General features: G+C 56.9%; 8 protein-coding genes. 3 read left to right on the top strand and 5 right to left on the bottom strand.

Features of this window, described 5'->3' with window-relative positions:
* Positions 1–107: 107 nt before the first annotated feature.
* Positions 108–1,730 (top strand): phosphoenolpyruvate carboxykinase (ATP), encoded by a 1,623-nt coding sequence (gene pckA, locus SIK97_RS09810; protein WP_014227066.1) that lies wholly within the window; start codon positions 108–110, stop codon positions 1,728–1,730.
* Positions 1,731–1,790: 60 nt separating this feature from the next.
* On the opposite strand, the gene malQ is transcribed toward pckA, so the two are convergent.
* Entirely contained in the window at positions 1,791–3,884 is a 2,094-nt protein-coding gene (gene malQ, locus SIK97_RS09805; RefSeq protein ID WP_025107848.1) for a 4-alpha-glucanotransferase, read from the bottom strand.
* A 10-nt stretch (positions 3,885–3,894) separates the two neighbouring features.
* The gene (gene malP, locus SIK97_RS09800; protein ID WP_025107849.1) at positions 3,895–6,285 is read right to left on the bottom strand and encodes a maltodextrin phosphorylase; all 2,391 of its coding nucleotides are present in this window, start codon (positions 6,283–6,285) and stop codon (positions 3,895–3,897) included.
* A 619-nt stretch (positions 6,286–6,904) separates the two neighbouring features.
* Here malP and malT point away from each other — a divergent pair.
* Positions 6,905–9,610, top strand: a complete 2,706-nt coding sequence (gene malT, locus SIK97_RS09795; protein ID WP_014227069.1) for an HTH-type transcriptional regulator MalT — start codon at positions 6,905–6,907, stop codon at positions 9,608–9,610.
* A gap of 165 nt (positions 9,611–9,775) precedes the next feature.
* Here the strand turns inward: malT and SIK97_RS09790 are convergent, their stop codons facing one another.
* The 3 genes from SIK97_RS09790 to glpE are packed head-to-tail and all read right to left on the bottom strand — an operon-like array spanning position 9,776 to position 11,773.
* Complete coding sequence (locus SIK97_RS09790) at positions 9,776–10,534, bottom strand: DeoR/GlpR family transcriptional regulator (protein ID WP_004106478.1); 759 nt, start codon at positions 10,532–10,534, stop codon at positions 9,776–9,778.
* 19 nt (positions 10,535–10,553) lie between these two features.
* Positions 10,554–11,384 (bottom strand): rhomboid family intramembrane serine protease GlpG, encoded by an 831-nt coding sequence (glpG, locus tag SIK97_RS09785; protein ID WP_014227070.1) that lies wholly within the window; start codon positions 11,382–11,384, stop codon positions 10,554–10,556.
* A 59-nt stretch (positions 11,385–11,443) separates the two neighbouring features.
* Complete coding sequence (glpE, locus tag SIK97_RS09780; RefSeq protein WP_004126086.1) at positions 11,444–11,773, bottom strand: thiosulfate sulfurtransferase GlpE; 330 nt, start codon at positions 11,771–11,773, stop codon at positions 11,444–11,446.
* A gap of 212 nt (positions 11,774–11,985) precedes the next feature.
* Between glpE and glpD the strand changes: the two genes are divergently transcribed.
* Entirely contained in the window at positions 11,986–13,494 is a 1,509-nt protein-coding gene (glpD, locus tag SIK97_RS09775; protein WP_004854978.1) for a glycerol-3-phosphate dehydrogenase, read from the top strand.
* The last annotated feature ends 88 nt before the right edge of the window (positions 13,495–13,582 follow it).

Raw genomic sequence — 13,582 nt, 5'->3', positions numbered from 1 at the left:
AGTCCGCCGTTTGTCGAGATACGTAAATCTATGAGCCTGGTCGCGGTCTATACCCCGTAATAAACCCTACAATTTAAAGCAGTACATATTGGCTAAGGAGCAGTGACATGCGCGTTAATAATGGTTTAACCCCGCAGGATCTCAAGGCTTATGGTATCAATGACGTCCAGGATATCGTTCATAACCCCAGCTACGACACTTTGTATGAAGAAGAGCTCGCCCCCAATCTGGAAGGCTATGAACGTGGCGTATTAACAAATCTTGGTGCAATCGCCGTAGATACCGGTATTTTTACCGGCCGTTCTCCAAAAGATAAGTATATCGTTCGTGACGACACCACCCGCGATACGGTGTGGTGGGCTGATAAAGGCAAAGGCAAGAACGACAACAAGCCGCTCTCTGAGGAAACGTGGCAGCACCTGAAGGGGCTGGTGACCCGCCAGCTCTCCGGCAAGCGTCTGTTTATCGTTGACGCCTTCTGCGGCGCCAATGCCGACACCCGCCTGAGCGTCCGCTTTATTACCGAAGTCGCCTGGCAGGCGCATTTCGTGAAGAACATGTTTATCCGACCAGGCGATGAAGAGCTGGCAAACTTCAAACCGGACTTCATCGTGATGAACGGCGCCAAGTGCACCAACCCGCAGTGGAAAGAACAGGGTCTGAACTCCGAGAACTTCGTCGCGTTCAACCTGACCGAGCGCATTCAGCTCATCGGCGGCACCTGGTACGGCGGCGAAATGAAAAAAGGGATGTTCTCGATCATGAACTACCTGCTGCCGCTGAAGGGCATCGCCTCCATGCACTGCTCCGCCAACGTAGGGGAAAAAGAGGATGTCGCCATCTTCTTCGGCCTTTCCGGTACCGGCAAGACCACCCTCTCTACCGATCCGAAACGCCGTCTGATTGGCGATGACGAACACGGCTGGGATGACGACGGGGTCTTCAACTTCGAAGGCGGCTGCTACGCCAAGACCATTAAGCTTTCCGAAGCCGCGGAGCCGGATATCTACCATGCGATTCGCCGCGATGCGCTGCTGGAGAACGTGGTGGTGCTGGCCGACGGCACCGTCGATTTCAACGACGGTTCGAAGACCGAAAACACCCGCGTCTCTTATCCGATCAACCATATCGAGAACATCGTTAAGCCGATCTCTAAGGCCGGTCATGCCACCAAGGTTATCTTCCTGACCGCCGACGCCTTTGGCGTCCTGCCGCCGGTTTCTCGCCTGACCGCCGACCAGACCCAGTACCATTTCCTGTCTGGCTTCACCGCCAAACTGGCGGGTACCGAGCGCGGCGTTACGGAGCCGACGCCAACCTTCTCCGCCTGCTTTGGCGCGGCGTTCCTGTCGCTGCACCCGACGCAGTACGCGGAAGTGCTGGTGAAACGCATGCAGGCGTCCGGCGCGCAGGCCTATCTGGTCAACACCGGCTGGAACGGTACCGGTAAACGTATCTCTATCAAAGATACTCGCGCCATTATCGACGCCATTCTTGATGGTTCGCTGGACAACGCCGAAACCTTCACTCTGCCGATGTTTGAGCTGCAGATCCCGACCGAGCTTCCCGGCGTGGATACCCATATCCTTGACCCGCGCAACACCTACGGATCGCCGGAGCAGTGGCAGGAGAAAGCGGAACAGCTGGCGAAGCTGTTTATCGAGAACTTCGAGAAGTACACCGATACGCCGGCGGGCGCTGCGCTGGTGGCCGCGGGGCCGAAACGCTAATCGGGTCCGCAGAAATGAAAAAGCCGGGAATCGCTTCCCGGCTTTTTTATCGCGTTGACATCACGCTGGCTTCTTCTTACTCGCCGCCTTACGCCGCTTATCCAGATCCTTAAGCAGCTTATTCACCTGCTCATCGGCAAACATCGCCTCGAGGGTGGTGGAGAGCTTGCGACGCCAGTTTGGATACTCCGTGCTGGTGCCCGGAATATTGACCGGCTCGGCCATCTCCAGCCAGTCTTCCGGCTGCAGGCCCAGCAGGGCGCTGTTGCTGTCGGCAATATAGCGCTGCATTCCACGATTGAGGGTCGACGTCATCGCCATCAGAGACGCTTTGTGCCCGGTACGCTTCGGCAGACAGCCGTAGCGGTGCAGAGCGTCCAGCAGCCCCTGCTTCGCCCGCTCGCGGTCCTGATACAGTCCGCGCAGTACCACCGCATCCGGATACAGGCCAAGCGATTTACCCAGCGTCAGGTCGCCGCTTTCCCAGTAGCCGCGCAGCGTTGGCAGGTCATGCGTCGTAGCCACAGCCATTGATTGCTCCGGATACGCCTTCGGCGCACGGAAAGTCTTCTCGTGGTCATTTTCGAAATAGAGCACTTTGTAAGAGTAAACGCCGCTTTTACGCAGCTTACCGACGATCTCTACCGGTACGGTTCCCAGATCCTCGCCGATCACCATACAGCGATGACGCTTACTCTCCAGCGCCAGAATCGACAACAGATCGTCGACCGGATACTGCACATAGGCGCCGTGATCGGCCGTTTCACCGTAAGGGATCCACCACAAACGCAGCACCGACATCACGTGATCGATGCGCAGCGCCCCGCAGTTTTGCATGTTGGCGCGCAGCAGTTCGACAAACGGCTCATAGGCGCGCGCCACGATGATATGCGGATCCATCGGCGGCAGGCCCCAGTTTTGTCCCAGCGGGCCCAGGATATCCGGCGGCGCGCCGACGGAAGCTTTCAGGCAGTACAGCTCGCGATCGCACCAGGTTTCCGCCCCGCCTTCCGCAACGCCCACCGCCAGGTCGCGATACAGGCCGATCGGCATAGCGTCGTTCTGGCTGGTATGCCAGCATTCGGCAAACTGAGTGAAAGCGAGCCACTGCAGCCACAGGTAAAAATTCACCTCATCGGCGTGTTCGGTGCAGAACGCTTTAACCTCCGGGCTATCGGTATCCTGATAAGCCTTCGGCCACGCGGGCCAGCCCCAGCGCAGCGGATCCTGCTTAACCTGCCAGGCGTGCAGCGCGTCAAACGCCGCCTGCCAGTACAGGCTTTCCCCCTCGCGCGCCACAAACTGACGGAACTCCGCCGTCGTCTCATCGTTACGTGCGGAAAAACCTTTCCAGGCCATGCGCAGCGCAGTGAGCTTAAGGGCGGTCACGGCGGTATAATCAACATCATCGGTCTGACGCGCGGCCTGTAGGGCCTGCTGCGTAGCCGGTGATTGCCACCATTTCTGCGCCTCTTTGCTGTGTCGGAAATCCTCTACCGCATTGACGTCAATATAGATAACGTTGAGCCAGCGGCGCGAAGAGGGGCTGTACGGACTGGCGCTCTCCGGATTAGCCGGATAGAGCGCGTGAATCGGGTTAAGCCCGATAAACGCACCGCCGCGGCGGGCGATTTCCGGCAGCATCGCGCGTAAATCGCCGAAGTCGCCAATCCCCCAGTTCTTCTCCGAGCGCAGCGTATACAGCTGTACGCAGGTACCCCACAGCTTCTTGCCATCCTTCAGCGCCTGCGGTTCGTAGCAGCGCGCGGGCGCGACGATGACCCGGCAGTGCCAGCGGTCGCCGTCCTGAGTCAGCGTCAGCGTGTGGTACCCTTCCGGCAATCTTGCCGGCAGCGGCAGCGTTTCACCGCCGCGCGCCTGGCCCTGATACTGTTTCCCTTCTTCGGTGGTGAGGATCCAGTGGAACTCCCCCTGGCCCGCCACCGGCAGAGACATCTTTTTGCCGTAGGTGAACACCTGCACCGCAGGCAGCGGGTTAACCGCCGCCTTCACGGCGGTCGCAGTACGATGCATCGCATCAAGCAGCCGCTGCTTGGTCACCGCAGCAATGGACTGCGGCTTTCCATGAGCGTTGATGTAGCTTGGGCTTATTCCCGCCGCCAGGGCAGCGTTATCAAGGCGTTTAGTCTCCATAGGCCTGTCCTTAGCGTTTTGCCTGCCAGATACGTTGCTGATAATCGCGAATCGAGCGGTCGGAGCTGAACATGCCGCAGCGCGCGGTGTTCAGGATCGCTGCGCGCGTCCAGGCCTCCTGGTCGCGATACAGCGCATCAACCTGCTTCTGCGCCGCCACGTAGGCTTCAAAATCAGCCAGCACCAGGTACGGATCGCCGCCTTTCAGCAGGCTATGCAGCATCTGGTCAAAGGCATGCTTATCGCCATCGCTATATTTGCCGCTCTCCAGCTCTTTCAGCACCGCGTCCAGCAGCTTGTCTTTCTTACGCCATTTCAGCGGATCGTAGCCTTTGGCCTTCAGCGCTTTCACTTCTTCCACGGTATGACCGAAGATAAAGATGTTTTCGTCGCCCACCTGCTCAGCGATTTCCACGTTCGCCCCGTCCAGGGTTCCCACGGTCAGCGCGCCGTTCAGCGCCAGCTTCATATTGCCGGTACCGGAGGCCTCTTTACCCGCCGTAGAGATCTGCTCGGAGACATCCGCCGCCGGGATCAGCATTTCCGCCGCCGAGACGCAGTAGTCCGGCAGGAATACCACTTTCAGCTTATCGCCAACCAGCGGATCGTTATTGATCGCTGCGGCAACCTTGTTGATCGCCCAGATAATATTCTTCGCCAGGTAGTAGCCCGGCGCCGCTTTCGCACCGAACAGGAACACGCGCGGTACGCGGTCCGCCTGCGGGTTCTCGCGGATTTCTTTGTACTGCGCGAGGATGTTCAGCAGGTTGAGGTGCTGACGTTTGTACTCGTGCAGACGTTTAATCTGGATATCGAAAATCGCCTGCGGATTAATCTCGATACCGGTACGCCGCTTCACAAACTCCGCCAGACGAACCTTGTTGGCCAGCTTAATGTCGCGATACGTCTGACGGAACTTCGCGTCATCGGCATATTTTTCGAGGTTGATCAGCTGGTCGAGATCGTTGGCCCACTCTTTCTTCAGGGTTTTATCCAGCAGCGCGGCCAGAGCCGGATTGCACTGTTTGATCCAGCGGCGCGGGGTAATACCGTTGGTGACGTTATGGAATTTATTCGGCCACAGCTGGTGATATTCCGGGAACAGATCTTTCACCACCAGGTCGGAGTGCAGCGCGGCAACGCCGTTAACCGCAAAGCCGCTCACCACGCACATGTTCGCCATGCGAACCTGTTTATCGTGCACCACCGCCAGTTTCGCCCATACCTGCTTATCGCCCGGCCAGGTTTTATCCACCAGCGTTTTAAAGCGGTCGTTAATCTGTTTGATGATCTGCATGTGGCGCGGCAGCAGCGCTTTCACCAGCTTCTCATCCCAGCACTCCAGCGCTTCCGGCATCAGGGTGTGGTTGGTATACGCGAAGGTTTTGCTGGTAATCGCCCAGGCGTCGTCCCAGCTCAGCTGATGCTCATCAATCAGCACGCGCAGCAGTTCCGGAATCGCAATCGTCGGGTGAGTATCGTTAAGCTGGATGACTTCATAATCCGCCAGCTCCGCCAGCTTGCGGCCCGCCAGATGGTGGCGACGCAGAATATCGGCAACCGAGCAGGCGCACTGGAAGTACTGCTGCATCAGACGCAGTTTTTTACCCGCCTGATGGTTATCGTTCGGGTAGAGAACTTTCGTCAGTTTTTCGGCGTCAATGCCCTGCTGTTCGGCACGCAGGAAATCGCCGTCGTTGAATTTGGTCAGGTTAAACGGATGCGCGTGCTTAGCCTGCCACAGGCGCAGCGGCTGAGCCACGTTGTTGCGGTAGCCCAGCACCGGCAGATCCCAGGCTTCGCCGGTAATCACGAATGCCGGTATCCACTCACCGCTTTTGGTCACTTTACCGCCGAGGCCAACCTGCACGTCCAGCGCTTCGTTGTGGCGGAACCACGGGTAGCTATTACGCCCCCAGTCATCCGGCGCTTCCATCTGCTGGCCGTCAGCGAAAGACTGGCGGAACAGACCGTACTGGTAGTTCAGGCCGTAGCCGGTCGCCGACTGGCCAACGGTAGCCATTGAATCAAGGAAACAAGCCGCCAGACGGCCAAGACCGCCGTTGCCCAGACCCGGGTCGATTTCCTCTTCCAGCAGGTCGGTCAAATTAATGTCGTGGGCCTGAAGCTCATCGCTGACCTGCTGATACCAGCCAAGGTTAAGCAGGTTGTTGCCGGTCAGGCGACCAATCAAAAACTCCATGGAGATATAGTTTACGTGGCGCTGCCCTTCGGCCGCTTTTGCTACCGGCTGAGCCGACAACAGCTCGGACAGCGCACCGCTAACGGCGCGCCACCACTGACGCTGGGTCATCTCGGAAGCGGACTGTAAACCAAAATGCTGCCACTGACGCGTCAGTGCAGCCTGAAACTGAGCTTTGTTAAAAGAAGTCTGTGACATAAGTAATCCGGGTCCTTTACTAAAACGTTAGCGTTAGTGTGCCGACCTCCCGGAGTCGCGTCCTCATCCCGCCAGGGATTAGCCGGGGAGGAGTAGCAGGGATGAGCGAAAAGTGTGATCGTGGCCACTATTACGTTAGCCTACCGGCAAAAATTATGCTGCAAAATTCGCCATACCGAAACAACAAACCGGCCCGCCTTGCGCTCAAAATTTTGTTACAAGCCAGGACGATAAAAGCAAGCGAAATGCTGTTTTGTAAATATTGCCAAATAAAAGTAAATATCAGGGGAATAAACGTACTTTAATGTAGAAATAGCTCAAAACGATGACTTATAAGATTTCGCTGATAATATTTTATTAAAAACAAACAGCTACTAATTTTGTAATAAAAGATTAGCTTATCGTGCCTGTAACCTGCGCAATCCCAATAACCGCGCACGCTGACGCGGATTTCTGTGAATTTCTCTCTATGTCCAAATTTGTGACATAGAGCAAATTCAAGAGCATAAAACTCGGACATAACTTGCAATAAAATTCATTATGGCCGACCTTATTGGATATTAATTACGAAGCGCAAAAAAATTCGCAACTCCTCCCTTGCACAGCGAAATGAAGAACTATGTTGATTCCGTCTAAATTAAGTCGCCCGGTCCGCCTTGAACACACTGTGGTTCGTGAGCGATTGCTGGCGAAACTTTCCGGCGCGAACAATTATCGTCTCGCGTTGGTGACCAGCCCGGCTGGCTACGGTAAGACCACGCTCGTGTCTCAATGGGCGGCGGGGAAAAACGATCTCGGCTGGTTCTCCCTGGATGAAGGCGATAACCAACAGGAGCGTTTTGCCAGCTATCTTATCGCCGCCGTTCAACAGGCAACCGGCGGCCACTGCGCGGCCAGCGAAGCGATGGTGCAAAAGCGCCAGTACGCCAGCCTGCCTTCCCTCTTCGCACAACTGTTTATTGAACTGGCCGACTGGCAGCGCCCGCTGTTCCTGGTGATTGATGATTACCATCTGATCAGCAATCCGGTGATTCATGACGCAATGCGTTTCTTCCTCCGCCATCAGCCAGAAAATATGACGCTGGTGGTGCTGTCGCGTAATCTGCCGCAGCTGGGTATCGCCAACCTGCGCGTGCGCGATCAGCTGCTGGAAATCGGCAGCCAGCAGTTGGCTTTTACCCATCAGGAAGCCAAGCAGTTTTTCGACTGTCGTCTCAGTTCGCCCATTGAGGCCGACGACAGCAAAAGGCTGTGCGACGATGTTGCCGGCTGGGCCACCGCGCTACAGCTGATTGCCCTCTCGGCGCGCCAGAACAATACTTCCGCCCACCACTCCGCTCGTCGTCTTGCCGGCATTAACGCCAGCCATCTTTCTGACTATCTGGTCGATGAGGTGCTGGATAACGTGGACCCGCGGACGCGTAATTTCCTGCTGAAAAGTTCGCTACTGCGTTCAATGAACGATGCGCTCATCGTCCGCGTTACCGGCGAAGAGAATGGCCAGATGCAGCTGGAAGAAATTGAACGTCAGGGCTTATTCCTGCAGCGGATGGACGATTCCGGCGAATGGTTCCGCTACCATCCGCTGTTCGGCAACTTCCTGCGCCAGCGCTGCCAGTGGGAGCTGGCGGTTGAGCTGCCGGAAATTCACCGTGCGGCGGCAGAAAGCTGGATGGCGCAAGGCTTCCCGAGCGAAGCCATTCACCACGCCCTGGCCGCGGGTGACGCCAAAATGCTGCGCGATATTCTGCTCAACCACGCGTGGGGCATGTTTAACCACAGCGAACTGAGTTTGCTGGAGCAGTCCCTCGCCGCGCTGCCGTGGTCAAACCTGCTGGAAAACCCGCGTTTAATTCTTTTGCAGGCCTGGCTGATGCAGAGCCAGCACCGCTATAGCGAAGTGAATACCCTGCTGGCGCGCGCCGAGCAGGAGATGGATACGGAAATGGACACCGCCATGCACGGGGATTTCAACGCCCTGCGCGCCCAGGTGGCGATCAACGCAGGCGATCAGGACGAAGCCGAGCGCCTGGCGATGGTGGCCCTTGATGAACTGCCGCTGGCCAGCTACTACAGCCGTATCGTTGCCACATCCGTACACGGTGAAGTTCTGCACTGCAAAGGCCAGCTGAGCAAATCGCTGGCGGTCATGCAGCAGACGGAACAGATGGCCCGCCGTCATGACGTCTGGCACTACGCGTTATGGAGCATGATCCAGCAAAGCGAAATCCTCTTTGCGCAGGGGTTCCTGCAGGCCGCCTGGGAAATTCAGGAAAAAGCGTTCCAGCTGATTCGCGAACAGCACCTTGAGCAGCTGCCGATGCACGAGTTCCTGCTGCGGATTCGCTCCCAGCTGCTGTGGGCCTGGGCGCGGCTGGATGAAGCGGAGACCTCCGCGCGCAGCGGCATGAACGTGCTTTCCTCCTATCAGCCGCAGCAGCAGCTGCAGTGCCTGACGCTGATGGTACAGTGCTCGCTGGCACGGGGCGACCTGGATAACGCCCGCAGCCATTTGAATCGCCTGGAAAACCTGCTTGGCAACGGCCATTACCATAGCGACTGGGTATCCAATGCCGACAAAGTCCGGGTGATCTACTGGCAGATGATCGGCGATAAAGCCGCCGCGGCAAACTGGCTGCGCCAGACGCCAAAACCGGAATTCGCTAACAACCATTTCTTGCAGAGCCAGTGGCGCAATATCGCCCGCGCGCAGATCCTGCTCGGCGATTTTGATTCCGCCGAAATGGTGCTGGAAGAGCTAAACGATAACGCCCGCTCGCTGCGTTTGATGAGCGACCTGAACCGCAACCTGCTGCTGCTCAACCAGCTCTACTGGCAGGCCGGGCGTAAGAGCGAAGCGCAAAAAGCGCTGCTGGAAGCGCTCACCCTCGCTAACCGCACCGGGTTTATTAATCATTTTGTCATTGAAGGCGAAGCGATGGCGCAGCAGCTGCGCCAGCTGATTCAGCTCAATACGCTGCCGGAGCTGGAGCAGCACCGCGCCCAGCGTATTCTGCGCGATATCAACCAGCATCATCGGCATAAGTTCGCCCACTTTGACGAGAGCTTCGTCGAACGGCTGCTGAACCACCCGGAAGTGCCGGAGCTTATCCGCACCAGCCCGCTGACCCAGCGCGAATGGCAGGTCCTGGGACTTATCTATTCCGGCTACAGCAACGAGCAGATTGCCGGTGAGCTGGACGTGGCCGCCACTACGATTAAAACGCATATCCGTAACTTGTATCAGAAGCTGGGGGTGGCGCACCGCCAGGATGCCGTTCAGCATGCCCAGCAGCTGTTGAAAATGATGGGATACGGGGTTTAAGCCGCTATCGGCTCGCTTCAGGCAACATAACCGTTACGTCATCGCCGGCGGCAGGTTTCCCTCCGCCTGGCGGCGGAGATAACCCCGTCACTCATCAACACCACGCCACCAATCGCGCGCGTCAGGCGGAGCAACGCTCTGGCATGACCCGGAAATGCTAAAGGTTCAGCACAGCTCCAGCTGAAGGTTGTTATCGGTAATCACCTTCAGTACGCCGGCGGGCGGCATCACATCGGTGTAGACCGCATCAACCATACTGATGCTGCCCATGTTGACCATCGCATTACGGCCAAATTTAGAATGGTCAACGACCAGCATCACGTGGCGGGAGTTTTCAATAATCGCCCGTTTGGTGCGCACTTCGTGGTAGTCGAACTCCAGCAGCGAGCCATCGCTGTCGATACCGCTGATGCCGAGAATGCCGAAATCAAGGCGAAACTGGGAGATAAAGTCCAGGGTGGCCTCACCGATAATACCGCCATCCCGGCTGCGCAGCTCGCCGCCGGCCAGGATAATGCGGAAGTCCTCTTTCACCATCAGCGTATTGGCGACGTTGAGGTTATTGGTGACGATGCGCAGGTCGTTATGGTTAAGCAGCGCATGGGCCACCGCTTCCGGCGTGGTACCGATATCGATAAACAGCGTCGCGCCATCGGGGATTTCGCTCGCCACCTTGCGGGCGATGCGCTCTTTTTCCTGGGTTTGGGTCGATTTTCTGTCGTGCCAGGACGTATTCACCGAGCTGGACGGTAGCGCAGCACCGCCGTGATGACGCAGAATCATTTTCTGATCGGCTAAATCATTCAGATCGCGGCGAATGGTCTGCGGGCTGACGGCAAACTGCTCGACAAGCTCTTCGGTACTGACGTATCCCTGTTTTTTTACCAGCTCGATAATCGCGTCATGACGTTGTGTTTGTTTCATGAAATATCCCTGGGAATCTCTACGTTCGTTTTCGCACATTCTGCGTATCAACAAACGCCATCGCCAGCCCGGTCACCAGACCGGCCACGTGCGCACCGTTCGCAATCGACATGCCGAAAACATCAAACCATCCAGCAATTAACCATACTAAAGAGAAGAGTATCAAGCCGCGCTGTAAATAAACGCCGCTCTGCGGATCGCGCTCGCCCCGTAGCCAGACATAGCCCATTAGCGCATAGACTACGCCGGAGAGTCCGCCAAACCACGGGCCGCTGAACTGATGCTGCACAAAGCCGCTCAGCAAAGCGGCGATCACCGTAATCACCACCAGCTTGCCGCTGCCAATGCGCTTTTCTACCGCTCCGCCGAGGTACCACCACCATAGCAGGTTGAACAGAATATGCATCAGCGAGAAGTGCATAAGCGCATGGCTAAAGTAGCGCCAGACTTCAAATTTCAACGAAGGATCGTAGGGCCACGCCAGCAGCAGCATGACCGGTTGATCGCCAATGACCGTTTGCAGGACAAAGACGGCGATGCAGGCGAAGAGCACGCCCCAGGTCACCGGCCCGGCGTTATGGCGAAGCGTCGCTAAAAAGGGAAAGCGCTGGTAGTGCAGCCCGCTATTGGTGTGCCCCGACTGCCAGCTGGCAGCGAGGTAACGCGGATCGGCGGGATTTTCCAGAAAGCGGGCCAGTTCGGCCTGTACGCGTCCGGCCTGGGACTCATCAGCCAGCCAGATATCGCTCTGCGTATGCTGCTGAATAGTCAGAATAATGCCCTGCGTCGCCATATAGTCGACAAACGCCTGGGCCACGCGCGGGTTGGCAAAAGAGGTAATCATTAACATGCAGCGGATCGCTTATTCCACACAAAGGGAGATATTATAGCCACAACCGGCGCTAACGCCTAAAGTGCGCCATGCGCGACTTCCGCCGGAAAATGCCGGTGCCAGGCATCAAACCCGCCGTCCACGCTGTAAACCTTGTCGTAACCCTGCTGCAGCAGATACTGCGCGGCGCCTTTGCTGCTATTGCCGTGATAGCACATCACCATGACCGCCGTATCAAAGTCGTTGTCGCGCATAAACGCGCCCAGCGTATCGTTGGTCAGATGGAATGCGCCCGGCGTGTGGCCCATCGCATAGCTTTGCGGGTCGCGAATATCGACCAGCACCGCCGTCTGCTGGTGCATTTTCTGGTGGGCTTCTTCTACGTTAATACATTCAAAGCGATCCATAAGCTCTCTTCTTTATATACGGATATACAGGCAGGCGGCGAAACGCCCTGGATTTTAGCGTCTAGTGTACAGCCTGGCGCTAAATAAACGCCAATATGTTACACGCATCACTCTGAAATGTTTTTTTGATGTTACCAATAGCGCGATTGTTTGCTATATTGAGCGATATCGAACATTTGTGAGCTTAAACGAAAGTGTAAGAGGTGGCGAGCGTGGAAACCAAAGATCTGATTGTGATAGGGGGAGGCATCAACGGTGCCGGTATCGCGGCAGACGCCGCAGGGCGTGGTTTATCCGTACTGATGCTGGAGGCAAGCGACCTTGCCTGCGCCACATCCAGCGCCAGCTCAAAGCTGATTCACGGCGGGCTGCGCTACCTTGAACACTATGAGTTCCGCCTGGTGAGCGAAGCGCTGGCCGAACGCGAAGTGTTGTTGAAAATGGCCCCGCATATCGCCTTCCCGATGCGCTTTCGTTTACCGCATCGCCCGCACCTGCGTCCGGCGTGGATGATCCGCATTGGCCTGTTTATGTACGATCATCTGGGCAAGCGCACCAGCTTACCCGGCTCAACCGGGTTGCGTTTTGGCACAGAATCGGTACTTAAACCTGAAATCGTGCGCGGTTTCGAATATTCCGACTGCTGGGTTGACGATGCGCGTCTGGTGCTGGCCAATGCCCAGATGGTTGTGCGTAAAGGCGGGGAAGTGCGCACGCGGACCCGCGCCATCTCGGCAAAACGTGAAAACGGTTTGTGGATTGTCGAAGCCGAAGATATTGATAGCGGCGAGAAGTTTACCTGGCAGGCGCGCGGTCTGGTTAACGCCACCGGCCCGTGGGTCAAACAGTTCTTCGACGAAGGGATGCATCTGCGCTCGCCGTACGGTATTCGCTTGATCAAGGGCAGCCATATCGTGGTGCCGCGCGTGCACACGCAGAAACAGGCCTACATCCTGCAAAATGAAGATAAACGCATTGTGTTTGTGATCCCGTGGATGGATGAATTTTCCATCATCGGCACCACCGACGTGGAGTATAAAGGCGATCCGAAAGCGGTAGCGATCGACGACAACGAAGTTAACTACCTGCTGAACGTCTATAACGCCCACTTTAAAAAGCCTCTCACGCGGGACGATATCGTCTGGACCTACTCCGGCGTGCGCCCACTGTGCGACGATGAATCCGACTCGCCGCAGGCGATCACCCGCGATTACACTCTTGATATCCATGATGATAACGGGCAGGCGCCGCTGCTGTCGGTCTTTGGCGGCAAGCTGACCACCTATCGCAAGCTGGCCGAGCATGCGCTGGAGAAACTGACGCCTTACTACAAAGGCATCGGCCCGGCATGGACCAAAACCGCGGTGCTGCCCGGCGGCGATATCGGCAGCGACCGTGACGACTACGCGGCGAAACTGCGCCGCCGCTTTTCGTTTATCAGCGAATCGATGGCCCGCCATTACGCCCGCACCTACGGCAGCAACAGCGAGCTAATCCTTGATAAGGCGACCTCACTGGACGATCTGGGTGAGCATTTCGGCCATGAGTTTTTTGAAGCCGAACTGCGCTATCTGGTTGAGCACGAATGGGTTCGTTCGCTGGATGACGCGATCTGGCGTCGCACTAAACAAGGTATGTGGCTGAATGACGAGCAGCAGGCGCGCATCAGCGAGTGGCTGGCGCAGCACGCGGGAAAGTCTGAGCTGTCGCTGGCGTCGTAACACCGCAAACAGTAACGGGGCCTGTAGGCCCCGTTTTTTATCCCTGCATGAACACCACCTCCTATGGAGGTGGTCAGCAATAAGTTGG

The organism is Klebsiella sp. JN_Kp126 (assembly GCF_033843325.1).
Taxonomy (GTDB): Bacteria; Pseudomonadota; Gammaproteobacteria; order Enterobacterales; family Enterobacteriaceae; genus Klebsiella; species Klebsiella michiganensis.
The sequence above is the reverse complement of the archived record's forward strand: the minus strand, read 5'-3'. Positions and strand labels throughout refer to the sequence as shown.

Coding starts and splice junctions, on each gene's coding strand:
- pckA (WP_014227066.1), top strand. CDS start 108: ATGCGCGTTAATAATGGTTTAACCCCGCAGGATCTCAAGGCTTATGGT.
- malQ (WP_025107848.1), bottom strand. CDS start 3,884: ATGGAGACTAAACGCCTTGATAACGCTGCCCTGGCGGCGGGAATAAGC.
- malP (WP_025107849.1), bottom strand. CDS start 6,285: ATGTCACAGACTTCTTTTAACAAAGCTCAGTTTCAGGCTGCACTGACG.
- malT (WP_014227069.1), top strand. CDS start 6,905: ATGTTGATTCCGTCTAAATTAAGTCGCCCGGTCCGCCTTGAACACACT.
- SIK97_RS09790 (WP_004106478.1), bottom strand. CDS start 10,534: ATGAAACAAACACAACGTCATGACGCGATTATCGAGCTGGTAAAAAAA.
- glpG (WP_014227070.1), bottom strand. CDS start 11,384: ATGTTAATGATTACCTCTTTTGCCAACCCGCGCGTGGCCCAGGCGTTT.
- glpE (WP_004126086.1), bottom strand. CDS start 11,773: ATGGATCGCTTTGAATGTATTAACGTAGAAGAAGCCCACCAGAAAATG.